Origin of the sequence: Mycolicibacter sinensis (assembly GCF_001667375.1) — a bacterium.
Classification (GTDB): Bacteria; Actinomycetota; Actinomycetes; order Mycobacteriales; family Mycobacteriaceae; genus Mycobacterium; species Mycobacterium sinense_A.
Genome location: NZ_LZIN01000053.1, coordinates 15,943 through 42,143, shown reverse-complemented (window position 1 = coordinate 42,143; position 26,201 = coordinate 15,943). Strand labels below are relative to the sequence as shown.

Genomic DNA, 26,201 nt, shown 5'->3' with positions numbered 1-26,201 from the left:
GCAGCCAGATGACCAACGGAGCACAGGCCCTGATCACCACCCTGGTCGACAGCGGCGTGCAGGTCTGCTTCGCCAACCCCGGCACCTCCGAGATGCACTTCGTCGCCGCCCTGGACTCGGTGCCGCAGATGCGCGGGGTGCTGTGCCTATTCGAAGGCGTGGTGACCGGCGCGGCCGACGGCTACGCCCGCATCGCCGGAAAACCGGCCGCCACCCTGCTGCACCTGGGCCCCGGGCTGAGCAACGGCCTGGCCAACCTGCACAACGCCCGCCGTGCGCACGTGCCGGTGATCAACGTCATCGGGGATCACGCCACCTACCACAAGAAATACGACGCACCGCTGGAGTCCGACATCGAGCCGCTGACCGACTGGACCCACGGCTGGGTGCGTCGCACCGGCGCCGGGACCGAGGTCGGCCGCGACGCGGCCGAAGCGGTGGCCGCGTCCATGGCCAGCCCGGCGCAGGTGGCCAACCTGATCCTGCCCGCCGACATCTCCTGGGACGACGGCGCTCAGCCGGCCGGGCCGGTCGACCCGGTTCCCGCGGCCGCCCCCGACGAACACGCCGTCGCCGAGATCGCCGAGGTGCTGCGCAGTGGCGAGCCGGTGGCGCTGTTGATCGGTGGACCCGCCGTTGCCGACGTCGGCGCGCTGCAGGCCACCGACCGGATCGCTGCCGCGACCGGGGCCCGCGCGCTGGTCGAGACCTTCCCGGCCCGGCTGGCCCGCGGCGCCGGCGTGCCGGCGATCGACCGGCTCGGCTACCTGGCCGAGCAGGCCGCCTTCCAGCTCGACGGGATCAAGCACCTGGTGGTCGCGGGCACCCGGGCCCCGGTGTCGTTCTTCGCCTATCCGGGCAAGCCCAGCGACCTGGTCCCCGAAGGTTGTGCGGTGCACAATCTGGCCGGCCTCGAAACGGATGTGGCCGCCGCGCTGACGCAATTGGCCGACGCGGTCGCGCCCGGGGTGCCGCCGCGGCCGGCGCCCGCCGCCGCACCGGAACTCCCGGCGGGACCGCTGACCCCGCAGAACTGGGTGCAGGTGATCGGCGCGCTGCTGCCCGAGGGCGCGATCATCTCCGATGAGTCCAACACCTCTGGCCTGATGCTGCCCGCGGCCACCACCGGGGCGCCGCGCCACGACGTGCTGGCGCTCACTGGCGGGGCGATCGGGCAGGGGCTGCCGGTCGCCCTGGGTGCTGCCGTCGCCGCGCCGGATCGGCCGGTGATCGCGCTGCAGGCCGACGGCAGTGCCGCCTACACCATCTCCGCGCTGTGGTCGATGGCGCGGGAGCACGCCGACGTGACCACGGTGCTGATCAACAACAGTTCCTATGCGATTCTGCGGATGGAGCTGGCCCGGGTGGGCGCCGCGGGCGAAGGGGGCCGGTACGGCGCCAAAGCTGAAGCTTTGCTCGACCTGTCGCGGCCGAACATGGACTTCGCCAAGATCGCCGAGGGGTTCGGGGTGCCGGCGAGCGTGGCGACCACCTGCGAGGAACTCGCCGAACAGTTCCAGCGCGCCCTCGCCGAACCGGGGCCGCACCTGATCGACGCGCGGATCCCCAGTGTGTTCTGAGGGGACGCGGTCTAACTGATCGTCAGGCGATTCGCGGCGAACGCGGCGCCCTCGTGGGCCTTGCCGTCCTGCACGTACATCAGGTGCGGGATGACGCTGCCGCTCTCTTCGCAGTAGATGTCACCGGCGAGGCAGAAGTCGATGGCCTTGGGTTGGTACGACGCGGCGAGCACCGGCAGCGGTCCACCCCACAGCGAGGTGGAGTACGGACTCGACGGCGGACCGAACAGCGCCACCGCGACGACATGGTGGGCGATCGCGGGAGGCAGCGAATTGCTCGACATCTCGATCACGCTGGCGCCCTGCGAATAACCGCCGAGTACGAGTTTGGTGTTCGGGCAGTTGGCAACCGTGGCCTGGATGTGCGCGGTGGCGTCGCTCTCGCCGAGCAGTGCGCTGTTGCGGTAGTCGGTGCTCGCCGGGTACTCGACCGGGTAGACCCGCACGTCGCCGTTGGGCAGCTGGTCCTTGAGGGAAGCGACGAAAGCCTCTCCGACGTCGCCGAGACCGGGGGGTTGCCCGGAGCCGCGGGCGAACACCACCTCGGTGTCCGGGCAGGGCTCGGCGGCGGCGGCCGGCATGCACGCCGGCGCGCCCAGCAGGGCCCCGGCCAGCGTCGCCGTGGCGACGACGGCGCCCACAGTGTCACGCAAAGTCATCCTTGAATGCTGACATGTCGCCGCCTCGCGAGGGGCCCGCGGGTCGAAATTCGGTGCGACCCGCAGGCCCGACAGCAAACCACCGCGGCGGTGCTGCATGGCAAACACAGTGGTTACAGCCGGTTTGCCGCGTAGGCGGCGCCTTCTTCGACGATCCCGTCGTAGGCGCCCGGGTAGTGCGCCGAAAAATTCATTCCCTCGGAGCAGACCGGGTCTTCCGGCACGCACAGCTGGATGGTCTTCGCGGCGTACGCGGGACCGATGACCAGAGGCGGCTGGCCCAGGAAGTTCATCGCCCGCTCATTGGGCGTGCCGAAGAGCACCACCGCCGCGACGTGGTCGGCCACCTCGGGGGCCATCGGCCGTGGTACATCCACGCCGACGACGCCGTCGGGGATGGCATTGGCGGTGGAGAATCCCATCACCGCGGCGCCCTGCGAGAAGCCGCTGAGCACCATCTTGGTCTTGGGGCAATTCGCCGCGGTGGCCTCGATGTGGGCGGTGGCGTCGCGGATGCCCTGAATACCGGTCGGCCAGTCATTGGTGGCCGGGTAGTCGACCGCGTAGACGTCCATGGAACGCTCGCCGATCCGGGGCCGCAGCGCGTCGACGAATGCTTGCCCGGTCTCACCGACCCCGATGGCCTCATCGGTGCCTCTAGCAAACAAGACTTGGACGTCGGGACAGGGTTCGGCGAAGGCTGAGGGAGGGGTGACGGCGGTGCTCTGCAGCAGCCAGGTCAGCGCTAGCACCACACCGAGGGAGCGAAGAATCCGACGTGTGTTCACCCGTACATGGTGGCATAAGTCGTGGCGCGACGTAAGCAGATAATGGTGGGAATTCACGCATTCGATGAATCGCGAGCGATCGCGCGAGGCGCCGCTGTGCAGGTCATATCGAAGATATGAATTTGGACTGAGTTCCGCTGCGGTGAGCGTGCGGTTACCGTGAGGTGTCTGCCGGGTGTCGTCGGGGCGAGCACCCGGTGGCGGCACCGGAGCAAACTCACACTCGGACGGCCCGGCCGGCGTCGCTGCCCTGGTCCGGGCGCGGGGCCACCGGGTACCGGCGCGCGTCGGCTCTCAGGAGTTTGACGCCCCTCGCGGGCCGTTCGGCGCACCAATGCCGCTGCAATGCCGGGTAAACAGGGCACTCCTCGATAAAATTGCCTACGATCCGGTGCGTTCGATCGCCGGTAAACATCGTGGACGGGACAGCATGGCGCATGACACGGGCCCCGCGATGGGCATGTCCGTCGGAGCGACCACCCTGGCGGCGGTCACCGCCGATCGTGCGATCACCCGGCGGCCGGTGCTGACGCTGTTCCGCGACCGCCCCTCCCAGATCGGCATGCCCTCGGAGAATTCGGCGGTCAATGCCGCTCTCGACGACCGCGGACTGGTGGTGACCGATTTCGTGGACCGGGTCGGCGGCGGCGGGCCGGTGGTGGCCGGCGACGGGTCCACCCACCGCGCCGAGCAACTGCTCGGCGACGGTCTGCACGCGCTGGCCTATGCCGCGACCGAGGGGCGCCCGATACCGCCCGCGGTGGCGGTCAGCCACCCCGCCCACTGGTCGCGGGAGGCCGTCGGCGCGCTGCGCACCGCGCTGGGCCGGGTCTCGGAGTGGGCGCAGCATCCGGTGACGCTGATCTCCGACACCACCGCGGTGCTGACCGCCCTGCGGTCCAATCCGGGCCTGCCCGACCACGGCACCATCGCGGTGTGCGACTTCGGCGGCAGCGGAACCACCATCAGCCTGGTCGACGCCGGGCGTGGTTTCGAACCGGTCGGCGCCCCCCGCCGCGTCACCGCGTTCTCCGGTGATGTGATCGATCAGGCGCTGCTGGACCATGTGGTGGCCGATCTGGGCGGCAACGGCGACGGACCCCCGACCGTGGGGTCGCTGACCAGGTTGCGCAGCCAGTGCCGCGACGCCAAGGAGCAACTGTCAACCGAGACGGTCGCCGAGCTGGCGGGATTCCACGGCGGCGTCTGGCTGACCCGCGCCGAACTCGACGAGGCGCTGCGCCAGCCGCTCGACGGCTTCTTCACGGTGTTGCAGAACACCCTGGACGACAACGATATTGTGCCCGACGACCTGTCGGCGATCGTGTCGGTCGGTGGCGGGTCCAACATGCCGACCGTCACGACCGGCCTGTCGCAACGCTTCGGGGCCCCTGTCATCAGCTCGCCGCGGCCACAGTTGACGGCCGCCATCGGCGCCGCGCTGAGCGTCGCGGGCAACGTGGTGGCCACCCCGAAGAAAGCACCGCCGCCGGCCGAGCCACCACCGTTCCCCGAGCCCCCCGCGCCGCCGGTGGAGCCACCGCCGCCGGCAGACACTCCGCCGAACGCTGCGTTGAAACCACTGATCACGCCGCCGCCGGTCCGCCCGGCGCCGGTATCGCCGCGCGAACCGGCCGCGCCGGAGCCCGACGAGATGGACGGCCGTGGTGACGTCCGGTGGTACCGGCGGCCGGTTCCGGTGGTCATCGTGGCCGCATTGGTCGCCATGCTGTTGGGCACGGTGGCCGTGCTGGTGCTGCGGCACGCCGCCGATGGCGAACCGGATTCCGGTGTGCCGGTGTCGGCCACCACGACCACCGTGTCGCCGACCGTCGAGCTGCCACCGGCGTTCGCGCCCCACCCCGCGCCTATTCCACCAGCTGCGCCGGCGGTTCCGGAGGCTCCGGCGGGCCCGGCCCACCCGGCTCCCGAGCACCCCGAGACCCCGGCAACTCCGTAGCGTTACGCCACTCGTTTGGCCAGCACCACCAGCGCCAGCGGAATCTGCACTTGTTGCGGGCTGCTCGCCAGCCGAGCGGCGACCCCGGCCTCCAGGCGCTGCACGAACTCGGCCGCCCGCGGGTCGCCGGCGGCCCCACCGGCCAAAGCGGCCGCCAGGGCCGGAAAGACCGCGGCGCTGGTGAAGGCGGACCACTGGGCGCCGAGAGCGCCCGCGTCGCCGTCGAGCAGATAGCGGTCCCAGAACCGGTCCTCGGCGTCGAACACGTCCAACCGCTCGATCGTCAGCGCTTCGAACCGCCCGGCGGGGGCGAACGGTGCACGCAGTTCCTTCTCGCTGCGCGCGAGCACCGGGATCGTCATGCGGGTGACCTCGTCGCGGCTGACGAAGCCCTCGCCGACCAGTTCGTCGAGTACCGCCACGATCGCGTCGAGCACGGGCCGGTAGCCCGACCGGCCCTGCGCGTCGACCGCAGCGGTCAACACCAGCAGCTTGCCGCCCGGGGCCAGTTCCCTTCCGCGGAAGGCCAGGAAGTCCTGCCAGTCCTGGGCGGCCCGACGGGCGTACTCCTGCCGGGCGGCCGCGTCGTCGCTGTGCTCGACATGGACGTGATCGTCGAATTCGGGCAGTTCCGCTGCCGGCCGGCGCAGCCACATCGTCGCCCAGGACGTCCAGGCCAGGTTGACGCTTTGCGACGGCAGGATCTGGGCGTAGAACGAGCGGCCGATCGCCGACGGGAAGCTGGCCGCGTCCTTGCGGGTGTAGCTGTCCGGATCATCGGCCAGCGTGCGGAACAGCGCGGTGAAGTCGTTGTCGGGCAGGTCGGTGTGGGTCACCAGGACGGCGTGGTCGGGCCGGGTGCGCCGGCGGAAGGCCGCGATAGCGGCGCCGATCGGCAGCAGCGAGTTGTAGCCGGTGGCGGCGCCGTAGTCGGCGACGACGATCGGACGCGGCGCGGGAGGCAGCGGAACCGTCGCCGCCAGCTGCTCGAACACCGCGGTGGCATGGCCCAACCCGGCCGCTTGCAATCGCCGCGAGGGGGTTCCGGCGGGCTCCGGGCGGACGACGATGCTCGACTCTGGCATGGACACCTCCGACCGGTTTCGGCGATACCTCCGACGGTAGCGAATGCGGCGGCAGCCGGTCCGGCGCCGGCGGGATCGGTTCCGGGGCCAGGCGTGGCACACTGCCCGAATGAGCGCTGCACGGCCGGTCCGACGGCTTGCGGTCCCGGTCTCGGTGGCCCTGATGGTGGTCGGGGTCGTCGGTTTCGTGGGCGCGCTGGCCCTCAACGTGTTCGTGCTGGACCGCTACAACGCCTACGGCGAGGTGCCGATCCCGGGGACCGGCATTATCAGGCTGCCGGCCGGGGAGGTGACGGTGAGCCTGCATACCCGGGTGATCTCCAGTCCCAGCGGCGGTGGCCTGCCGGTCCCGCCGCTGAGCCTGCGTCTCGAGCCGCCGGCCGGGGTGGCCGACCCGGAGTTCACCGAGAGCATCGGCAGCACCACGACGGTCAACAACGACTCCCGGCGGCGGCTGTGGCGGATGCGGGTGGCGACAGCGGGCGACTATCAGATCAGCACCGACGGGCAGGTCGGCGGGTTCATCGCTCCGCGACTGGCTTTCGGGGCGCCCAGTGCCTACGGGTCGCTGGTGTGGGTGTTCCCGGTGGTGTTCGGGGTCGGCATCGTGGGCCTGATCGCCGCGCGCTACTGGCCTTCCCGCGGCCGCAGCCCTGCGCCGGCCGGCGCGGAATTCGTCCCCGACGGCGAGGGTGTTCGTCTTGAGCAGCTCAAAACCATTACCGCGCTGCGGGACTGCGGGGCATTGACGTCCGCGGAGTTCGAGGCCGAGAAGCGGCGAATCCTCGACGAACGCTGAGCGTCAGGCCTGACTGAATGGGCCGCCTCCTCTGCACCGCTCGTTCCTCGCGGTGCATCGTCAGTGGCCGCGCGCCACCCACTCGTCGTAGTTCACCAGCTCATCCCCGATACGGGTGCTGTCGCCGTGACCGGTGTAGACGACGGTGTCGGCCGGCAGTTTTCCGAGCTGCTCGGAGATCGACACCAGGATTGTCGGGAAATCCGAGAACGAGCGTCCGGTCGCTCCCGGGCCGCCGGAGAAGAGTGTGTCGCCGCTGAACACCGCGCCCAAATCCGGTGCGTACCAGCACACCGAGCCCGGTGAGTGGCCCGGGGTGTGCAGTGCCCGGATCTCGGTGCCGGCCACCTGCAACGTCTGGCTCTCCGAAATCGGCTCAAAGTTCTTGTCCGGGTGCGTCATCCGCCACAGCATCTCGTCGGCCGGGTGCAGCAGCACCGGCGCATCAAGAGCTTCACCGAGCTGCGGTGCCACCGTGATGTGGTCGTTGTGGCCGTGCGTGCACACCACCGCCGTCACCTTGCGGCCGCCGACGGCGTCGAGGATCGGGGCCGCATCGTGGGCGGCGTCGAAGACCACCACCTCGGAGTCGTCACCGACGATCCAGATGTTGTTGTCGACTTCCCAACTGCCGCCGTCGAGTTCGAATGTGCCGCTGGTGACGACTCGCTGGATCGGGCTGCTCACAGCACCACCACCGAGCGCAGCACCTTGCCGTCGTGCATCTTGTGGAATGCCTCCTCGACGTCGTCGAGGCCGATGCGTTCGGAGACGAATCTCTCCAGCGGCAGCCGGCCCTGCAGGTACAGGCTGATCAGGGTGGGGAAGTCGCGTTCGGGCAGGCAGTCGCCGTACCAGGACGACTTCAGCGACCCGCCGTGGGAGAAGAAGTCGATCAGCGGCATCTCCAGGCGCATCTCCGGTGTCGGCACGCCGACCAGCACCACGGTCCCGGCCAGGTCGCGGGCGTAGAACGCCTGCTTCCAGGTCTCGGGGCGCCCGACCGCATCGATCACCACGTTCGCGCCGAAACCGTCGGTGAGCTCCTGGATGGCCTCGACCGGGTCCTGGGTGCGGGCGTTGATGGTGTCGGTTGCGCCGAAGTCACGGGCCCAGGCCAGCTTGGTGTCGTCGGTGTCGACGGCGATGATCTTCTTCGCACCGACCAGGGCCGCGCCGGCGATCGCGGCATCACCGACACCTCCGCAGCCGATCACCGCCACGGTGTCATCGCGGGTCACCGCGCCGGTGTTGACCGCCGCACCCAGACCGGCCATCACCCCGCAGCCCAGCAACCCGGCCACCGCCGGATCGGCGGCCGGATCGACTTTCGTGCACTGGCCTTCATGCACCAGGGTCTTGTCGGCGAACGCGCCGATGCCCAGCGCCGGGGTGAGCTCGGTGCCGTCGGTCAGCGTCATCGGCACCGAGGCGTTGAAGGTGTCGAAGCACAGGTGCGGCCGGCCGCGTTTGCAGGCCCGGCACTGCCCGCACACCGCGCGCCAGTTCAGGACCACGAAGTCGCCGGGAGCGACCGCGCTCACCGCCGAGCCGACCGCCTCCACGGTCCCGGCCGCCTCATGGCCCAGCAGGAACGGGTAACTGTCGTTGATGCCGCCGTCGCGGTAGGTCAGATCGGTGTGGCACACCCCGCAGGCGCTGATAGCGACGACGACGTCGTTCGGCCCGGGATCGGGGATCACGATGTCGGTCACCTCGACCGGCTTGCCCTTTTGCCGCGAGATCACCGCGCGCACCGTCTGACTCATGAGCTCAACCATAGGTGGCCGGGGCGGCGCCCGGCGCGGTGGCTTGCGCGGCGACCGCCGGGGTGCGGGTATCGGCGCGCAAGAAGCTTCCGGTGCGTTGCGTGCCGAGCACATCAGTGGGCCGGCCGTCCAAGACCACCGCGCGACCCGAGACGAACACGGCCGCCACGGTGTCGTCATTGCGGTTCACCATGCGTGACATTCCGCCGTAGGCCGCGAAGGGCTCCTCGGCGTAGGCGTCCAACGTGGCGTCGAGGCGGGCGGGGTCGAGCACCACGATGTCAGCGCGGTCACCGACCCGCAGATGGCCGGCGTCGATCCGATACCAGTCGGCCAGTTCGCCGGTCAGCCGGTGCACCGCCTGCTCGACGGTCAGAAACGCCTGCCCCGCTCGTTGGGCGTCGACGACGTGGCGCAGCAGCCGCAGGCCCATGTTGTAGAACGCCATGTTGCGCAGGTGCGCGCCCGCGTCCGAGAAGCCCATCTGGATGCCGGGTTCTGCGGCAAGTTGCTTGAGCACCTCGGGCCGGTCGTTGGAGATCGTGGTGTGCCAGCGCAGCGCGGTCCCGTGTTCGAGCACCAGGTCGAGGAACGCGTCGACGGGATGCACCCCGCCGCGCTCGACCCCGACCTGCCCGAACGACTTTCCGATCACCGAGGCGTCGGGGCACTCGACGATCTCAGCGTCGAAGAAGTCGCGGTGCCAGACCCGGGGCCCGTACTTGTTGGCGTAGTCCTTGCGGAAGCGCCGCCGGTAGGACTCGTCGCGCATCAGCTCGTCACGCTCGACCGACTCCCGCAGATGCAGCGCCTCAGCGCCCGCGCCGAACTCCTCGAAGATCACCAGGTCGATGCCGTCGGCGTACACCTCGAACGGCACCGGCAAGTGCTGCCAGCGGAAATCGGCGCCCAGCTTGGTCAGCATGCGCGAGGCCTTGACCATGGCCGGAATCGCCAGCCGGTTGCTCTTGACGTCGGCGGCGGCCAGCAGCGTGGTCTTGAGCGGCCGGCGGAAGATCCCCAGGGCCTGCGCCAGCTGCGAGACCACGTCGAACGGGTTCTTGACGTCGGGGCCGGCCTGCAGAATCCGTCCGCTGCGGCGCAGCTTCGACTTGAGCCGGCGCAGTTCTTTCGCCTTGGCATAGGTCGACGGCAATGTCCGTGACCGGCATACGTCGCCGTCCATCTTGTCGAAAAGCAGCTGCTGCGAAGACATTCCGACGAATCCCGCCTGCAATGCCTCGTCGAGCATCTGTTCCATCCGGGCCTGTTCGGCCGCGGTGGGCCGGACATCGGAGCGGGTGGCGCGGTCCAGCCCCATGGTCGCCGAGCGCATGTCCGAATGTCCGATGAACGCAGTCACGTTCGGGCCGAGCGGCAGATTCTCGAGGCTGGCGATGTAGTCCGCACAACTCGACCAGGTCTTGAAGCGGTCGATCGTGTCGACCACGTACTGCCGCGGGATGGCCTCCACCCGCCCGAACAGGTCGCCGGCATCCGGGCCGTCGACGTGGATGGTGGACAGCGAGCAGGAGCCCACCAGCACGGTGGTCACGCCGTGGCGCACCGATTCGGACAGCGATGGCGCGGTGAGGATCTCGACGTCGTAATGGGTGTGGATATCGATCAGGCCGGGCAGCACCCATTTGCCCGCCGCATCGATCACCTGGGGGCAGCCGGCCTCGTCGAGCGGTTCGGCGCTGATGGCGGCGACGTGCCCGTCACGGATGCCGATGTTGCGGATCGACGAGGGGGCGCCGGTGCCGTCAAACCACCGGCCGTCGCGGATCACGGTGTCAAAGCTCACGGGGAGGTCCTTTCAAGCGGGATGCTGTTCCCAGCATGGCCCTCGCCCGGCCCGAAGTCTTGACATCAGCGGACATTTCTTTGACAGTTGCAGACATGTCGGTGGTGCGCGGGACGGCGCTGTCCGGTTACCCGGAACTGGTCAGCGAACTCGGCGGTGATCCGGCCGAGTTGCTCGCCGCTGCCGGGGTGCCACCCGCGGCGGTCGGGACACACGAGGTATTCGTGCCGTACCGCGCGGTGATCCTGGCCGTTGAAGGGGCGGCAAGTGTGACCGCCACACCGGATTTCGGGCGGCGGCTGGCACTGCGCCAAGACATCGGCAACTTCGGGCCGCTGGGGGTGGCGGCGCGCACGGCCGCCACCGTCGGTGCCGGCTTCGCGATCGTGGAACGCTTCCTGTCGGCCTACAGCCCGGCGATCTCGGCGCGGATCCAGCCGGGTGCGAGGCGCACCGAGTCGTTCTACGCCTTCGAGGTGCTCATCGAGCGGTCGCCGCCGCACCCGCAGACCACCGAGCTGTCATTGGGGGTGTCGCTGGGCATCATGCGGATGATGTTCGACGCCCCCTATGCGCCGCTGTCGGTGCACCTTCCGCACGAGCCGCTGACCCCGGTGCGCGAGTACCTGGCCTATTTCGGCTGTCGGCCGTACTTCGCCCAACCGGTCGCGGGTTTCACGTTCCGCACCGCCGACCTGGACCGCCCGCTGCACCGCGACGACCACGCCCATCAGGCCATGGTGCATTACCTGCGCGGCATCACCGCCGAGTCGTCGGGCCTGGCCGCATCGGTACGCGCCATCACCCGGCAGCTGCTGCCCACCGGCACGGTGACCCTGGAGCTGATCGCGGGCGAACTGGGCTTGCACCCCAAGGCATTACACCGGCGGCTGGCCGCCGAGCAGACCACGTTCGCCGCCCTGGTCGACGGCGTTCGCCGGGATGCCGCCGACCGCTATCTGCGTGACACCGACATCAGCCTGTCGCACCTGACCCGGGAACTCGGCTACGCCGAACAAAGCGTGCTCAGCCGGTCCTGCCGGCGCTGGTTCGGGTGCAGCGCGACCAGTCACCGCAAGGCGGTTCGCGCCGCGATCCGCGCGGAGGCCGGGCTCGGCAGGCTCTAGGCTGGCTTGCGATGTCCGCCCTCGACGCTCCCGGAGCCCTCGCTGCCCTCGACGACTGGCCGGTCGGTCACGCGGCCGCCGCAGTGATCGGCCCGCAAGGCGTGTTGGCCACCCACGGCGACACCGAGCGGCCGTTCTATCTGGCCTCGGTGACCAAACCACTGGTGGCCCGCGCGGTGCAGGTCGCGGTCGAGGAGGGGGCCGTCGAGCTCGACACGGCGGCCGGGCCGCCCGGGGCGACGGTGCGGCATCTGCTCGCGCACGCCTCCGGGCTCTCGGCGGACTCCGACCGGGTACTGGCCAAGCCGGGCACTCGGCGGGTCTACTCTAACCACGGCTTCGCCGTACTGGCGGCGGCGGTGCAGGACGCGTCGGGCATCGAATTCGGCCGCTACCTGGCCGAAGCGGTGTTCGAGACGCTGGGGATGGCGTCCAGCCGGCTGGACGGCGGTGCCGCGGCGGCCGGTTTCGGGGTCACCTCGACCGTCGCTGACCTGGCCGCTTTCGCCGGTGACCTGCTGGTACCGGCCACGGTGTCACCGCAGCTGCACGCCGAAGCCACCAGCGTGCAGTTCCCGGGACTGAACGGCGTGCTGCCCGGTTATGGGCCGCAGCGGCCGAACGACTGGGGGCTGGGGTTCGAGATCCGGGACGGCAAGTCGCCGCATTGGACCGGCGCGGCCAACTCGCCTCGGACCTACGGTCATTTCGGCCAGTCAGGCACCCTGATCTGGGCAGATCCGGCGATCGAGCGGGTGCTGGTGGTGCTCACCGACCGCGACTTCGGCGACTGGGTGACGGGCCGGTGGCCCGAGCTGGCTGACGCCGTCGTATCGGAGTACGCCCGGGACTAGCCAACAGGCGTCACACAAGGCACAATAGACCCATACGACACTAGAATATGCAGCAGTATCACTGCTCAGCTCGGTTCCGCCAGGCCGTTGGGGAAGACGTCCCTCGTGGATCCGAAGGAGCAACTGATGCGCGCGACGAATCAATTCGCCGACGTGACCAGCGGCGTGGTGTACATCCACGCGTCGCCTGCGGCGGTGTGCCCGCATGTCGAGTGGGCGCTGACCTCGACGCTGAATGCCCAGGCCAAGCTCAACTGGACGCCGCAGCCGGCCATGCCCGGACAGCTGCGCTCGGTGGTCAACTGGGTCGGGCCGGTGGGCACCGGTGCCCGGCTGGCCAGCGCGCTGCGCTCGTGGTCGGTGCTGCGCTTCGAGGTCACCGAGGACCCCAGCGCCGGGGTCGACGGCCAGCGGTTCAGCCACACCCCGCAACTGGGGTTGTGGAGCGGGGCGATGAGCGCCAACGGTGATGTGATGGTGGGCGAGAATCGCCTGCGCACGATGATGGCGGCCGGCGCCGACGCGTTGGCCGCCGACCTGGAGACCGTGCTGGGCACCGCCTGGGACGAGGCCCTGGAGGCCTTCCGCGACGGCGGCGACGGCGCCGAGGTGTCCTGGCTCAGCCGCGGCGTGGGCTGATTTCCTGCCGCTTGCGGGGGACTGCTCGCGCGTTAGGGGCGACGCAGGATCTGCAGCGCGCCCGGCACCGCCGACACCGTCACCGGCAGTGGGGCGACGAAGTCGCCGTCGGCGTAGGCGTTGATGCCCGGGCACTCCACCCGTATTGAGGCGGCCCGCCGGGTGCTCACCTCGTCCAGGCTCACATGGGTGCCCTTGAATACGGTGGGGAAGAGCCGGATCAGCTTCGTGCGCGAATCCGAGTGCACCATGGTGACGTCCAGCAAGCCGTCGGAATGATCGGCGCCCGGGCAGATCTGCATGCCGCCGCCATAGCTTCGGGTGTTGCCGAAGGCCGCCAGCGTCAGATCGATGTCCAGCGGCTCGTCGTCGTCGAAGGTTAGCCGGAACGGCAGCAGCCGCAGCTTGGAGATCTCCGCCACCATGGCCACGTTGTAACGCATCCGGCCATGCGGCCACCGCATCCGGTTGACGCGGTCGCTGACCAGCGAATCGAAGCCGGCCGCCATCACGGTGCCGAACCACGACGGCCCGGCACCGTCCGGGACGATCCGGCCCAAATCGACCGTCTCGGTCCAGCCGTCGGCGACGACGTCGGCGGCGGCTTCGGGATCACCGGTGGGCAAACCGTATTCGCGGGCGTGATCGTTGCCGGTGCCGGCTGGGATGATGCCCAGCGGTACGTCGCCGAGGGCCAGCGCCTGCAGCGCCAGTGAGATGACGCCATCGCCGCCGGCCACCACCACCGCGTCGGTGCCCGCGGCCAGCGCCTCGTCGAGCAACTGGCGGGCGTGCCGGGCATCGGCGCCGACGATGTGGTTGACGTCGACGCCGCGCTGCTGGAAACGGGCGAGTGCCCGCTCGGCGGCGTGCCGGGCGTTGCCGTGCCCGGCCGCCGGGTTGGTCAGCAGCGTGATCCGCTTGTTCACGGGATGAGTTTGCCGGGGTTGAGGATCCCGGCCGGGTCCAGGGTGGCTTTGACCGCCCGCAGCACCTGCACACCGAGTTCGCCCACCTCGTCGCGCATCCAGGGCCGGTGGTCGGCGCCGACGGCGTGGTGGTGGGTGATGGTCCCGCCGGTGCGCATGATCGCTTCGCTGGCAGCGGTTTTGGCGGCCCGCCACTGCTCGATCGGGTTGCCGCGCTGGCCGGCGACGACGGTGAAGTACAGCGATGCGCCGGTGGGGTAGACGTGCGAGATGTGGCACATCACCAACGCCGGGGTGCCGCTGTCGGCGAGCGCGGTGGTCAATGCCTCGGTGACGGCGGCCTTGAGGGTGGGCAGGTTGGACCAACTCGTGGCGGTCTCCAGCGTTTCGCACAGCGCCCCGGCGGCCAGCAGTGAATCCCGCAGGTATGGCGCCGAGAAGCGGCCGTGTTCCCAGGCGCGTGCCGGTTGCTCGCCCAGCGAGGTGCCGCCCTGGGCGGCAAGCAACGCCCGGGTTTCGGCGTGCCGGCTCTCGGTGTGCTCGGCGGTTCCTTCGAACAGCGTGATGGCCAGGCAGCCGCCGGTGATCTGCTGTTCGCCGATCTGCTCGGTGCTAGCCAGGTTGACACCGGTCTCGGCTTCGTCGGAGAGGCGGACGACGGTGGGGCCGGTGCCGGTCTGGGTGATCGCCCGCAGGGCCGCGGCGCCGGTGGCGAAGTCGGGGAACGACCACGCCTCATAGCGGGTGGTCGCCGGCACCGGATGCACCCGCACCCGGACGCGGGTGATGACGCCGAACACGCCCTCCGAGCCGATCAGCAATTGGCGTAGGTCAGGGCCGGCGGCGGAGGCCGGGGCGCGGCCCAGATCCAGCACGCCGGCCGGGGTGATCATCCGCAGGCCGCGGACCATGTCGTCGAATCGGCCGTAACCGGCCGAATCCTGGCCGGATGACCGGGTGGCGGCAAATCCGCCGAGGGTGGCGAACTGGAAGCTCTGCGGGAAATGACCCAGTGAGAAGCCGTGCTCGCCGAGCAGGCGTTCGGCGTCGGGTCCGGTGACGCCGGCGCCGAATTCCGCTTCGCCGGAGATCTTGTCGAGGCTGATCAGTTCATCGAAGCGCCGCAAGTCCAGTGAGATCACCGCGGCGAAGTCGCCACGGATCGGGTCGAGGCCACCGACGACGCTGGTGCCGCCCCCGAACGGGACCACCGCGATCCCCTGTTGGGTGCAGTAGCTCAAGATCGCGGCGACTTCGTCGTCGGTGGCGGGTAACAGCACGGCATCGGGCGCATCCTGGGACCCGGAGGCGTTGCGCCGCAACAGGTCCAGGGTGGATTTGCCTCCGGCGCGCAACAGCCGGCCGGCCTGATCGATCCGGCAGAACTCCTCGCCGACGATCGCGGCCAGTGCCTGGTGGTGCGTATCGGCCAGCGCCGACGGGCGCAGCGGCACCTGATCGGGGGCGACTTCGGCGACCGGGGTTCCCTCGATGCCGAGCGCCGCCTTCAGCAGCTGGCGGATGCCGTCGGACAGTGGTTTGGCCGCTGCGGGGTCGCCCCAGGCGTTCCACTTCATCGGGGGAAGGAGGGCATCCTGGGCATCACGCGCGGTCATGCGTTACAGTATTACATATGCTGTCAACTAGTAATGATGAGCAGCTCGATGTGGGGGAGCGGATCCTCAACTCCGCGGCGAGTTGTCTGCTCGCGCTCGGCGTTGAGCGGGTGACTTTGGCCGCGATCGCGCGCCGCGCCGGGGTCAGCCGTCCGACCGTCTACCGGCGCTGGCCCGACAGTCGATCGGTGATCGCCGCACTGCTTACCGCGCGGGTCGCCGAGGCCTGGACGGAGCTGGCCGGCCCTGGGACCGGACGTGAGGTGCTGGTGATGCGGATCGTCGCGGTGGCCGCGCGGCTGCGACGGGACGAGGTGGTGATGCAGGTCCTGCATCACGCACCGGACCTGGCGATGGTCTACATCACCGAGCGCATGGGAGCCAGCCAACGGCGGCTGATCGACCTGGTCGCCGCCGAGTTGGCCGATGCCCAGAAGACCGGCAGCGTACGGGCAGGTGACCCGCGTCAGCTCGCCGCGATGTGCCTGCTGATCACCCAGTCGGCGATCCAGTCCGCGCAGATCGTCGCACCCCTCCTTGATGAGGACGCCCTGGCCGCCGAACTGGCCTACACGCTGAACAGGTACCTGTCGTGACAGCCGATGCGGCACTCAACGCCGCGCGCCGCACCGCCGAGCTGACGGCGTTGGCCGAGGATCCGGCTGTAGATGTCGTCGTGATCGGCGGCGGGATCACCGGCGCGGGCATCGCCCTGGACGCCGCCACCCGGGGCCTGCGGGTGGTGCTGGCCGAAAAGCACGACCTGGCGTTCGGCACCAGCCGGTGGAGTTCCAAGCTGGTGCACGGCGGGCTGCGGTATCTGGCGACCGGCAACGTGGGTATCGCGCGGCGCAGCGCGATCGAGCGCGGAATTCTGATGAGCCGCAACGCTCCTCACCTGGTACGGGCGATGCCGCAGCTGGTGCCCTTACTGGGCTCGATGCGTGGACGCGACCGGGCACTGGTGCGCGCCGGATTTCTCGCTGGTGATGCTCTCCGCCGGCTGGCGGGCACACCGGCGACGACACTGCCCCGCTCGCGACGGATCTCGCGCGAACAGGTCATCGCCTTGGCGCCGACCGTACGACGCGATGGACTGGACGGTGGGCTGCTGGCCTACGACGGACAGCTGATCGACGACGCCCGGCTGGTCGCCGCGGTGGCCCGCACCGCAGCCCAGCACGGTGCGACGGTCCTGAGCTATGTGGCCGCATCGCAGGCCACCGGCGAGTCGGTTCGCCTGACCGACCGGCGTTCCGGTGAGTCGCTCGACGTCACCGCGCGGGCAGTCATCAGCGCGGCCGGGGTGTGGGCCGCCGACCTCGACCCGGCGCTGCGGCTGCGGCCGAGTCGCGGCACCCACCTGGTGTTCGACGCGTCGGCCTTCGGCAACCCGGCGGCCGCGTTGACCGTGCCGATTCCGGGGGAGCTCAACCGGTTCGTGTTCGCCATGCCCGAACAACTCGGCCGGGTCTATCTGGGTCTCACCGACGAAGATGCTCCGGGGCCGATTCCCGATGTCCCACAGCCTACTTCGGCGGAAGTTTCCTTCCTGCTGGACACCGTCAACACCGCGTTGGGAACCGCGCTCGGGACCGGTGACGTCATCGGTTCCTATGCGGGTCTGCGGCCGCTCATCGACGCCGGCGCGGGCCGCACCGCCGATGTCTCGCGCAACCACGCCGTCGTCGAATCGGAGTCCGGGGTGTTCAGCGTGATCGGGGGCAAGCTGACCGAGTACCGCCACATGGGCGAAGACGTGCTGGATCGCGCGGTGCGATCGCGGGGGCTCGGCGCCGGGCCGTGTCGCACCCGGGATATGCCGCTGATCGGTGCACCCGAGAACCCGGGATCGCCGACTCCGTTGACGGCTGACCTGCCTGAATCGCTGGTGCTGCGCTACGGCGCGGAGGCGGCCAACGTGTTGGCCGCCGCCACCTGCGAGCGGCCCGCAGAGGCGGTGGCCGAGGGCATCGACGTGATCCGCGCCGAATTCGAGTACGCGGTCAGCCACGAAGGGGCGCTGACCGTCGAGGACATTTTGGATCGCCGAACCCGGATCGGACTGGTGGCCGAGGACCGCGACCGCGTCGTGGAGGTGGCACGCGAGTTTCTCGCGACGGCCGATTGAGGGAAAGGCCCAGGGATACCTGCGGCCTCGGCTGCAGCCTCACGGCCGTAGCTTGCGCCGGCTGCTTCCTCGCGCAGTACCTGGCGGTTGAACCACCCCACGCCGGCGAGCAGGTAGACCAATCAACGGGTGCCGGTCGTGATTACTGCTTAGCCGAAGCGCCCGTACCCCGGACGGATCGGCTGGGTTTCATAAATTAAGTCTGTATTCAGGGCAGGGTCCTGTACAAGTCGTCAGCCGGGTCGCTATGTCATGATGCGCGCAAGAAGCGCGAAAATGCCTGCGATGCAACAGATAATGACGGATATCGTAGGCGTGGCAGAAGGACCGTAGCGGGAGGTTTCGCAGAACGCTTGCATGCCCTGAAGGAATGTTGTTTAATTTCGATTCAACACGTGAACCACTTCACTCTGTGGCAGCGGCAAGACTGACCGACGGCTGGGGGGACTGGCTTGTACTCTCCGAATACTGCGACATGCCCGCCCTCGAGGTCGGCGGGGAATGGTAGGGCTGTATGCCTTGGTCACCGGACGGTCCTGCTCACGGTTCCGCTCCGGTCAAGCCCAGCCGATGCGCGGTGTTGTGATGCGTAGCGCCGTGGCCGTGGACAAGCCGGTGCGTGCACTCGGTGAATTCTTCGCGATGGCGCTCGACACGGTGATCCAGATGTTCCGGCCGCCGTTCGCATGGCGTGAGTTCTTGCTGCAGGCTTGGTTCGTTGCGCGAGTCTCGCTGGTTCCCACCATGGTGTTGTCCATCCCGTTCACCGTCCTGGCGGTGTTCATGTTCAACATCTTGTTGAGCGAGATCGGGGCGGCAGACTTCTCCGGTACCGGTGCCGCATTGAGCGCGGTACTCCAGATCGGTCCTGTGGTTACGGTTTTGGTGGTCGCTGGCGCGGGGGCCACCGCGATGTGCGCGGACCTGGGGGCGCGCACCATCCGGGAGGAACTTGACGCGCTACGGGTCATGGGCATCGACCCGATTCAGGCGCTGGTGGTTCCGCGGGTGTTGGCCGCCACCCTGGTCGCTCTGTTGTTGTCGCCACTCGTGGTGTTGGTGGGGCTGTCCGGCGGCTTCGTCTTCTCGGTCTACTTTCAGCACGTCACGCCGGGTGCTTTTGTAGCAGGCCTGACGTTGATCACCGGGCTCAGCGATGTCGTCGTCTGCTTGGTCAAGGCCACGTTGTTCGGCCTCACGGCCGGTCTGATCGCGTGTTTCAAGGGCATTTCGGTAGGAGGTGGTCCTGCCGGTGTGGGCAACGCGGTGAATGAGACGGTGGTGTTCTCGTTCATGGCGCTGTTTGTCATCAATACCGTGGTGACCGCCATTGGTTTCAGGGTGACGCCATGAACCGCCCGGCAAGCCTCGGGTCCATCGAATTCGGCCGAACCCTGAGTCGATGGGCGTCGGGCTGGGACCGGCTCGGCGCTCAGATCCAATTCCACGTCATGACACTGACTTCGATCCGAGAGGTCTTCCTGCACTACCGGGTCGAGCTGGTGCGGCAGGTGGCACAGATGAGCCTGGGGGTGGGCGCCCTGGCGATGATCGGCGGCACTGTGGCGGTGGTCGGCATCCTGACGCTGTCCACCGGCGCACTCATCGCCGCGCAGGGCTTCAGCCAGCTGGGACAGATCGGGGTGGAAGCCCTGACCGGATTCGCGTCGGCCTACTTCAACGTGCGGATCCTCGCACCGTTGACCGCTGAATTCGCCTTGGCGGCAACGATCGGCGCCGGTGCAACAGCCCAACTCGGGGCGATGCGAATCAATGAGGAGATCGACGCCCTCGAGGTCATCGGGGTCCGCGCCATCTCCTACCTGGCTTCTACCCGAGTGCTGGCCGGACTGATCGTGGTCATCCCCTTCTACTGCGTGGCCGTGCTGATGACCTTCTTCTCCGCACGTTTCGGCACCACGGTGATCTATGGTCAGTCCTCGGGCGTCTACGACCACTACTTTCACACGTTCTTGAATCGAACGGACTTGATCTGGTCGTTCATTCAGGTCGCGATCGCAAGCATCACGATCATGATCATCCATACCTATTACGGATTCACCGCGTCGGGTGGTCCGGCCGGAGTCGGTGAGGCCGTGGGCCGGGCTACTCGCGCTTCGGTGCTGGCGGCGGTCCTGGTCACGGTGGCGATCACGTTGGCCGTCTACGGTCAATCGGGCAACTTCCACCTGGCGGGTTAGCGATGAGAGCCAGGAGAACCGAATCGTGGATCCACCCCCGTTGGTGGGCAGCGATCTTCGTCGTCTTCGTGATGCTGGCGGCGTGGCTGGTGGGGCAGTGCTTCAACCGGTCATTCCAACGCTCTGTCCCAGTGACGATGGTGTCCGACCGTGCCGGTCTGGTCATGGAGACCGGCGCTCAGGTGAAGATGCGTGGAGTTCAAGTCGGCCGTGTCGGCCAGATCGTCGGTGGCTCACAGCCGGTCAGCCTGAGGCTCGAATTCGACCCGCGGCTAATCCGTCACATTCCGAGCAACGTCGGGGTTCGGATCTCGGCTACCACCGCCTTCGGCGCTAAGTTCGTCGAACTGGTCGATCCGGACCGCCCCAGCCCGGTGCCCCTGGCGGCCGGCTCGGTCCTCAAATCGGAGAACGTCACGACCGAGGTCAACACCGTTTTCCAGAATCTGGTCGGCGTGATCAAGCAGGTCGACCCGGTCGAATTGAACGCGGTGCTCTCCGCCGTTGCCGACGGTGTGGGCGGACAGGGGGAGCGGATCGGCCAAGCCACCACCGGGGCATACCACACATTGGTCGCACTGAATGCCCGAAGCCGGACCGTTCATGGGGATTGGCGCGCATTGAAGAGTTTCTCCGATACGTACAACGCTGCGGCAGAAGACATCTTGAGAACGCTGTCAGCGGCCAGCATAACCAGCGCGACGATCGCCGACAACGCGGCAGACCTGGATGACCTGTTGCTCAACCTGGTGGGTTTCGCGCACAGCGGTATCGACCTGGTCGGGCCGAACCGCGACAACCTGGTCCGGTCGGTCAACGCCCTCGAGCCCACCACCGGCCTGCTGCTCAAGTACGATCCGCAACTCACCTGCACACTGCTCGGGGCCAAGACGGCGCTCGATGACTACGGGCTGGCCGACTATATGGGCGGCGCGAACGGTTCGTCGCTGATCGTGGACGTCGCTTTGCTGCTCGGTGACGAGATCTACCGGTACCCCGACAACCTGCCGATCACTGCGGCCAAGGGCGGCCCGGGAGGCAAGCCGGGATGCGGCTCGCTGCCCGACGTCGCCAAGAACTTCCCGGTTCGCCATCTGGTCACCAATACCGGCTGGGGAACCGGCCTCGACCTGCGCCCCAACCCGGGCATCGGGCAGCACTGCTTCGCGGACTGGTTCCGCGTCACCCGCGCGGTGCCACTGCCTCCGGCAGTCCGGCAGTGCCTGCCGGGGCCGGCGGTGGGGCCTCAGCCCGAGTTGGGGTTCGGCACGCCTCCCTACGGGGCGGCGCAGTACGGGCCCGGTGGGGTGCCGCTGTTCCCCGGCGTGCCTCCGGCGCCGACACCGGTGGCACCGCCCCCGGAACCCTGATCCGCGAACCCGTCGTCATGAACCCACAAGACAGCTGGAGGGGGCACGGTCACCGTGAAAGCTAATTTGAGGCACACCGTGTGGCGCCTCGGCGCCTTCGTGGTCGTCACCATGCTCGGAATGTTCGCACTGCTGACCATATTCGGTCAGTTCCGGTTCGATTCCGCGCGCCACTACACGGCGGAGTTCGTTGATGTGACCGGATTGGCCAACGGGAACTTCGTACGGATCGCTGGGGTCGAGGTCGGCAAGGTCAAACGTATTGCGCTGAAAGACAACGGGAACGTCGAGGTGGCGTTCAGCGCGGACGACTCGGTGGTCTTGACCGAGGGCAGCAGGGCGGTGATCCGGTGGGGGGACGTGATCGGCGGCCGCTATCTGTCCATCGAGCAGGGGGTGGGCGGAACGCGGACCCTGGCTCCGGGCGGCAACATCCCGGCCGACCGGACCGAGCCGGCGCTGGACCTGGACGTGCTGATCGGCGGCTTTCGTCCGCTGTTCCGCGCGCTGGACCCTGAGCAGGTCAACGCGTTGGCCGGCCAGTTGATTGCGGCCTTCCAGGGCCAGGGCGTCACCATCGGATCCTTTCTGAGCCAGACCGCGGCGCTGACGAACACCCTGGCCGACCGCGACCTGCTGATCGGCCAGGTCATCGGCAACCTGAACACCGTGCTCGGATCGCTGGGCGATCGCAGCGATAAGTTCGCGACGGCGGTCGAGTCCCTGTCCGGTCTGATGAAGGGACTGGCCGACCGCAAGCAAGACATCAGCGACGGTGTCGCCTACGTCAATGCGGCGACGGCGTCGCTCGCCGACCTGCTTGCGCAGGCCCGGCCGCCCCTGCAGAAAGCGGTGCAGGAGACCGATCGCACCGCATCGACCGTGCTCGCCGACCAGGGCTACGTCGACCATGTGCTCGAGAATCTGCCCACCGCGCTGCGCATCCTGAATCGCCAAGCGCTCTACGGTGATTACTTCACCTTTTACTTCTGCGAAGTGGCGCTCAAGCTCAACGGCAAGGGCGGTCAGCCGATGTATGTCAAGGTCGCCGAGCAGACCTCGGGAAGGTGCACGCCGAAGTGAGAACCTTCCGGGAACGCAACCTCGCCGCGATCGGGATCATCGGATCGGTACTCACCGCCGCGGTCGCCCTCGGCGCCTGGTACTACGACGAGCTTCCGGTCATCTCTTCGGGGAAGTCCTACTCGGCGTTTTTCGCCGAGGCCGGTGGCCTGACCCCCGGCGCCGAAGTCCAGGTCGCGGGTATGCGGGTCGGCAGCGTCAACAGCGTCACCCTCGACGGCGATCGAGTACTGGTGAAGTTCAAAGTCGCCGACAAGGTGCGGCTCGGTGACCGGACCGAGGCGGCGGTCAAGACGAAGAGCCTGCTGGGCACCAAGATGCTGGGCGTCACCCCGCGTGGCGACGGTCGGTTGTCCCAGACCATCCCGCTGGAACGCACCACTTCGGCCTATCAGCTGCCCGATGCGCTCGGAGATCTGACCGCGACCATCAGCGGGCTCGACACCGAGCAGCTGTCGGATTCACTGCGGGTGCTGGCCCAGACGTTCCACGACACCCCACCGGACCTCAAGATCGCCACCGCGGGGGTGGCGCGGCTGTCCAGCGTCCTGAACAAACGCGACGCCCAGCTACGGAACCTTCTGTCCAACGCGCGCAATGTGACCGGCGTGTTGTCTGAGCGCAGTGATCAGATCGTCCGCCTGGTCCATGACACCAACGATCTGCTGGGCCAGCTCAACAGCGAAAGCGCCGCGCTGGACCACATCTCCGGCAACATCTCCCGAGTCAGCAAACAGCTCAGCGGGTTTGTGGAGGACAACAGGCAGACCCTCAAACCGGCACTGGAGAAGCTGAACGGGGTGCTGGCCACCGTCGAGAATAGGAAGGCGGAGGTGCAGGAGTACCTGAAGCGGCTCAGCTGGTACGTCATCGGATTGGGGGAGTCGCTGTCGTCGGGGCCGTTCTTCAAGGCCTACGTCGCCAATCTGGTTCCCGGACAGTTCATCCAGCCCTACATCGACTCGGCGTTCTCCGATCTGGGCCTTGATCCGAACGTGCTGCTGCCATCCGAGCTGACCGACCCGCCGACCGGCCAGCAGGGCACGCCGCCGTTGCCGGTGCCCTATCCGCGCACCGGCCAGGGCGGGCCGCCCCGGGTGTACCTCCCGGATGCCATCACCGGAAACCCCGGCGATCAACCTTGCGCGCTGCCGGGCACGGGCTGCTACCCCTATCGGGAGCCGCCCCCGGCGCCAGCGCCGGGAGGACCACCGCCCGGACCGCCGGCACCGTCGCCGCCCGGTCAACAGTCCACGGCCGAACCCACCCCGAAACCGGTGTTCGTTCCGGCCCCGGGTGAAGTACCCGCTGCCGCACCGGGAGAGGGCCGATGATCACATCCCGAAAACTTCGCATGGGATTGGCCGCTCTCCTGGTGGCCGTGCTGGCAGCCGGGGTGTACACGCTGGGCTCGTTGAGCAGTCGACTCGGGCGGACACACGTGACCGCCTACTTCGAGAACAGCAACGGAATCTTCGTCGGCGACGAGGTCCGCATCCTCGGTGTCCGGGTCGGTCGCATCCAGAGCATCGAAGCGCAACCCGAGCGGGTGAAGATTCGCTTCTGGTTCGACGACAAGTACCAGGTGCCGGCCGACGCCAAGGCGGCGGTCCTGTCACCGTCACTGGTCACCGCGCGTGCGATTCAGCTGACGCCGGTCTATGCCGGCGGTCCGGTTCTGCCGGACAACGCGGTGATCCCCCGCGAGCGCACCGCCGTCCCGGTCGAGTGGGACGACTTCCGCGACCAGTTGCAGAACCTCACCGAGATGCTGCAGCCGACCGAGGCCGGGGGAGTGAGCACCTTGGGGCAGGTCGTCCAGACCGCAGCCGACAACCTCCGCGGTGAGGGTGCCAACATCCGCACCACCATCATCGAGCTCTCCCAAGCGATTTCCGCGCTGGGCGATCACAGCGGCGACATCTTCAGCGTCGTAAGGAATCTGTCGATCCTGGTTACGGCGCTTCGGGACAGCGACACGGTACTGCGGAAGCTGAACCAGAATCTGGCATCCGCCACCGCGGCGTTGGCCAACAACCCGAACGAGGTGGCCAACGCGATCAGCGACCTCAACAGCGCGGTGAAGCAAGTCAAGACGTTTGTCGCGGACAACCGCGAAACACTGGGCACCACCTCGGGCAAGTTGGCATCGGTGTCGCAGACGCTGGTGGACAGCCTCGACGATCTCAAACAGACCCTGCACGTTCTGCCGACCGCCGCACAGAACTTCGTCAACATCTACCAACCTGCCCAGGGAACGCTGACCGGAGCGCTGTCGACCAACAATCTCAGCGATCCGCTCTCCTTCGTATGCGGCGCGATACAGGCCGCATCGCGCCAGAACGCGGAGCAATCGGCAAAACTGTGTGTGCAGTACCTGGCCCCGATCGTCAAGAATCGCCAGTACAACTTCTTCCCGTTGGGCGAGAACCTGTTCGTCGGCGCCAGCGCACGCCCCAACGAGGTCACCTACAGCGAGGACTGGCTGCGGCCGGATCACGTGCCCGAACAAGATCCGGCGCCGCAGGCCGAGGCCGTGTCGCAGGATGCCGCCGTGCTGCCACCGGGGCTGACCGAAGTGACCGTTGCGCAGCAGACGGATCCGCAGGCTGGTCTGCCCGGCCTGATGATGCCGAGCGGAGCGGGATCATGAGCCGGTGGTGGCGGGGGGTGGCTTCGACGGTCGTCGTCCTCATCGCCGTTGTCGCACTGTCGGGGTGCGGATGGCGAGGGCTCAACTCACTGCCGATGCCCGGGACTGAGGGAAGATCCCCCGGTGCCTTCACGGTTCGGGCGCAACTGCCCGAGGTCAACAGGCTCGAACCCAACTCGCGGGTGCGTGTCGGTGACGTCACCGTGGGCAGCGTGACCAAGATCGAGCGGCAAGGCTGGCATGCATTGTTGACCATGCGGCTCAACCCCGATGTCGACCTGCCGGCCAACGCCACGGTCGCACTGGGCCAGACCAGCCTGCTGGGTTCGCTTCATATCGAGTTGGCGGCTCCCCCCGATGTCACACCGGAGGGAAAGCTGCGCGAGGGTTCGCTGATTCCCCTTTCCGCCGCGGTCAGTTACCCGACCACGGACCAAACACTGGCCGCTGTCTCGATGTTGCTCAATGGGGGCGGCGTCGGGCGGATCCAGGAGATCACCCGGGCGTTCAGCACCGCCTTCGCCGGGCGCGAGAAAGAGCTGCGCGGTCTGATCGATCAGCTGGACGAGTTCATTGCCCATGCCAACGAGCAAAGCGATGACATCATCGCGGCGACGGACAGCTTGAACAATCTGGCCGGCAAGTTCGCCGAGCAGAAGCCGGTGGTCGATGAGGCGCTGGAGACCTTTCCCAAGGCGCTGTCCGTGCTCAGAGACGAACGCCGACAACTGGCCGATGCCGCCGACCGGCTCGGCAAGTTCGGCGGGCTGGCCGCGGACGTGACGAACCAGACCAAGCGGGCGTTGGTGCAAGAACTCAAAGACATCGGTCCGGTACTGGAATCACTGGCCAACGCCGGTCCGGCGCTGACCCGGGCGCTGGGTTTGTACCCGACATATCCGTTTGCCACCGAAACCATCCCTAACTGGTTCCGCGGTGACGCCGCCAACCTCACCGCCGTGATCGATTTGACCCTGAGCCGGTTGGACGCGTCGTTCTTCACCGGGACCAAATGGGAGTGCAACCTCACCGACCTGGAAATGCAGTGGGGCCGCACCATCGGACAGTTTCCGAGCCCCTGCACCGCCGGTGGCCCGTTCAATCCGGGAAATCCGCTGGTGATTCCCTACCACTTCGATCAGGGGCCCTGA

The 26,201-nt window shown here is 68.2% G+C and carries 23 protein-coding genes; 15 read left to right on the top strand and 8 right to left on the bottom strand.

Annotated elements, in window-relative coordinates:
- The first annotated feature begins 8 nt into the window (after window positions 1-8).
- The gene (locus A5771_RS10730) at window positions 9-1,580 is read left to right on the top strand and encodes an acetolactate synthase large subunit (RefSeq protein ID WP_064855198.1); all 1,572 of its coding nucleotides are present in this window, start codon (window positions 9-11) and stop codon (window positions 1,578-1,580) included.
- Between the two features lie 11 nt (window positions 1,581-1,591).
- On the opposite strand, the gene A5771_RS10725 is transcribed toward A5771_RS10730, so the two are convergent.
- Complete coding sequence (locus A5771_RS10725) at window positions 1,592-2,239, bottom strand: cutinase family protein (RefSeq protein ID WP_064855197.1); 648 nt, start codon at window positions 2,237-2,239, stop codon at window positions 1,592-1,594.
- 113 nt (window positions 2,240-2,352) lie between these two features.
- Window positions 2,353-3,027 carry a cutinase family protein gene (locus A5771_RS10720; protein ID WP_082947178.1) on the bottom strand — a complete coding sequence of 225 codons (675 nt, stop codon included), beginning with the start codon at window positions 3,025-3,027 and terminating at the stop codon, window positions 2,353-2,355.
- A gap of 430 nt (window positions 3,028-3,457) precedes the next feature.
- Between A5771_RS10720 and A5771_RS10715 the strand changes: the two genes are divergently transcribed.
- Window positions 3,458-4,987 carry an Hsp70 family protein gene (locus A5771_RS10715; RefSeq protein ID WP_064855196.1) on the top strand — a complete coding sequence of 510 codons (1,530 nt, stop codon included), beginning with the start codon at window positions 3,458-3,460 and terminating at the stop codon, window positions 4,985-4,987.
- Window positions 4,988-4,989: 2 nt separating this feature from the next.
- Here A5771_RS10715 and A5771_RS10710 read toward each other — a convergent pair whose 3' ends face one another.
- On the bottom strand, window positions 4,990-6,072 hold the full coding sequence (locus A5771_RS10710) for an SAM-dependent methyltransferase (protein ID WP_082947176.1): 1,083 nt from the start codon (window positions 6,070-6,072) through the stop codon (window positions 4,990-4,992).
- Window positions 6,073-6,181: 109 nt separating this feature from the next.
- On the opposite strand from A5771_RS10710, the gene A5771_RS10705 reads away from it, so the two are divergent.
- Entirely contained in the window at window positions 6,182-6,871 is a 690-nt protein-coding gene (locus A5771_RS10705; protein ID WP_064855195.1) for an SHOCT domain-containing protein, read from the top strand.
- Window positions 6,872-6,931: 60 nt separating this feature from the next.
- Here the strand turns inward: A5771_RS10705 and A5771_RS10700 are convergent, their stop codons facing one another.
- From A5771_RS10700 to A5771_RS10690, 3 genes are read right to left on the bottom strand one after another with little or no spacing between them, the layout of a single operon-like run.
- The gene (locus A5771_RS10700) at window positions 6,932-7,558 is read right to left on the bottom strand and encodes an MBL fold metallo-hydrolase (RefSeq protein ID WP_064855194.1); all 627 of its coding nucleotides are present in this window, start codon (window positions 7,556-7,558) and stop codon (window positions 6,932-6,934) included.
- Window positions 7,555-8,640, bottom strand: a complete 1,086-nt coding sequence (locus A5771_RS10695) for an S-(hydroxymethyl)mycothiol dehydrogenase (protein WP_064855193.1) — start codon at window positions 8,638-8,640, stop codon at window positions 7,555-7,557. Before A5771_RS10695 ends, A5771_RS10700 begins: the two co-directional genes overlap by 4 nt.
- A 4-nt stretch (window positions 8,641-8,644) precedes the next feature.
- Complete coding sequence (locus A5771_RS10690) at window positions 8,645-10,447, bottom strand: N-acyl-D-amino-acid deacylase family protein (protein WP_064855192.1); 1,803 nt, start codon at window positions 10,445-10,447, stop codon at window positions 8,645-8,647.
- A gap of 95 nt (window positions 10,448-10,542) precedes the next feature.
- On the opposite strand from A5771_RS10690, the gene A5771_RS10685 reads away from it, so the two are divergent.
- The 3 genes from A5771_RS10685 (at window position 10,543) to A5771_RS10675 (ending at window position 13,067) form a co-directional block, all read left to right on the top strand.
- On the top strand, window positions 10,543-11,574 hold the full coding sequence (locus A5771_RS10685; protein WP_064855191.1) for an AraC family transcriptional regulator: 1,032 nt from the start codon (window positions 10,543-10,545) through the stop codon (window positions 11,572-11,574).
- Between the two features lie 11 nt (window positions 11,575-11,585).
- Window positions 11,586-12,428 (top strand): serine hydrolase domain-containing protein, encoded by an 843-nt coding sequence (locus A5771_RS10680; protein ID WP_064855190.1) that lies wholly within the window; start codon window positions 11,586-11,588, stop codon window positions 12,426-12,428.
- A 126-nt stretch (window positions 12,429-12,554) separates the two neighbouring features.
- A complete protein-coding gene (locus A5771_RS10675) occupies window positions 12,555-13,067 on the top strand; it encodes a DUF3145 domain-containing protein (RefSeq protein ID WP_064855248.1) in 513 nt (170 codons plus the stop codon).
- Window positions 13,068-13,099: 32 nt separating this feature from the next.
- Here A5771_RS10675 and A5771_RS10670 read toward each other — a convergent pair whose 3' ends face one another.
- Both A5771_RS10670 and A5771_RS10665 read right to left on the bottom strand, forming a co-directional pair.
- A complete protein-coding gene (locus A5771_RS10670; RefSeq protein WP_064855189.1) occupies window positions 13,100-13,996 on the bottom strand; it encodes a diacylglycerol kinase in 897 nt (298 codons plus the stop codon).
- Window positions 13,993-15,573, bottom strand: coding sequence for an FAD-linked oxidase C-terminal domain-containing protein (locus tag A5771_RS10665; RefSeq protein ID WP_207545428.1), 1,581 nt, complete (start codon window positions 15,571-15,573; stop codon window positions 13,993-13,995). The genes A5771_RS10670 and A5771_RS10665 overlap by 4 nt, the downstream gene beginning before the upstream one ends.
- Window positions 15,574-15,629: 56 nt before the next feature.
- On the opposite strand from A5771_RS10665, the gene A5771_RS10660 reads away from it, so the two are divergent.
- From A5771_RS10660 to A5771_RS10620, 9 genes are all read left to right on the top strand, one after another.
- Complete coding sequence (locus A5771_RS10660; RefSeq protein WP_064855187.1) at window positions 15,630-16,208, top strand: TetR/AcrR family transcriptional regulator; 579 nt, start codon at window positions 15,630-15,632, stop codon at window positions 16,206-16,208.
- A complete protein-coding gene (locus tag A5771_RS10655; RefSeq protein ID WP_064855186.1) occupies window positions 16,205-17,743 on the top strand; it encodes a glycerol-3-phosphate dehydrogenase/oxidase in 1,539 nt (512 codons plus the stop codon). The genes A5771_RS10660 and A5771_RS10655 overlap by 4 nt, the downstream gene beginning before the upstream one ends.
- 585 nt (window positions 17,744-18,328) lie before the next feature.
- Window positions 18,329-19,096, top strand: a complete 768-nt coding sequence (locus tag A5771_RS10650; RefSeq protein WP_064855247.1) for an MlaE family ABC transporter permease — start codon at window positions 18,329-18,331, stop codon at window positions 19,094-19,096.
- Complete coding sequence (locus tag A5771_RS10645) at window positions 19,093-19,944, top strand: ABC transporter permease (RefSeq protein ID WP_064855185.1); 852 nt, start codon at window positions 19,093-19,095, stop codon at window positions 19,942-19,944. The genes A5771_RS10650 and A5771_RS10645 overlap by 4 nt, the downstream gene beginning before the upstream one ends.
- Before the next feature lie 2 nt (window positions 19,945-19,946).
- Window positions 19,947-21,314: an MCE family protein gene (locus tag A5771_RS10640; RefSeq protein WP_064855184.1), complete on the top strand. Its 1,368-nt coding sequence runs from the start codon at window positions 19,947-19,949 to the stop codon at window positions 21,312-21,314.
- A gap of 54 nt (window positions 21,315-21,368) precedes the next feature.
- A complete protein-coding gene (locus A5771_RS10635; RefSeq protein WP_082947175.1) occupies window positions 21,369-22,397 on the top strand; it encodes an MCE family protein in 1,029 nt (342 codons plus the stop codon).
- A complete protein-coding gene (locus A5771_RS10630) occupies window positions 22,394-23,731 on the top strand; it encodes an MCE family protein (RefSeq protein ID WP_064855246.1) in 1,338 nt (445 codons plus the stop codon). The genes A5771_RS10635 and A5771_RS10630 overlap by 4 nt, the downstream gene beginning before the upstream one ends.
- Entirely contained in the window at window positions 23,728-25,050 is a 1,323-nt protein-coding gene (locus tag A5771_RS10625; RefSeq protein ID WP_064855183.1) for an MCE family protein, read from the top strand. The genes A5771_RS10630 and A5771_RS10625 overlap by 4 nt, the downstream gene beginning before the upstream one ends.
- Complete coding sequence (locus tag A5771_RS10620) at window positions 25,047-26,201, top strand: virulence factor Mce family protein (protein ID WP_064855182.1); 1,155 nt, start codon at window positions 25,047-25,049, stop codon at window positions 26,199-26,201. Before A5771_RS10625 ends, A5771_RS10620 begins: the two co-directional genes overlap by 4 nt.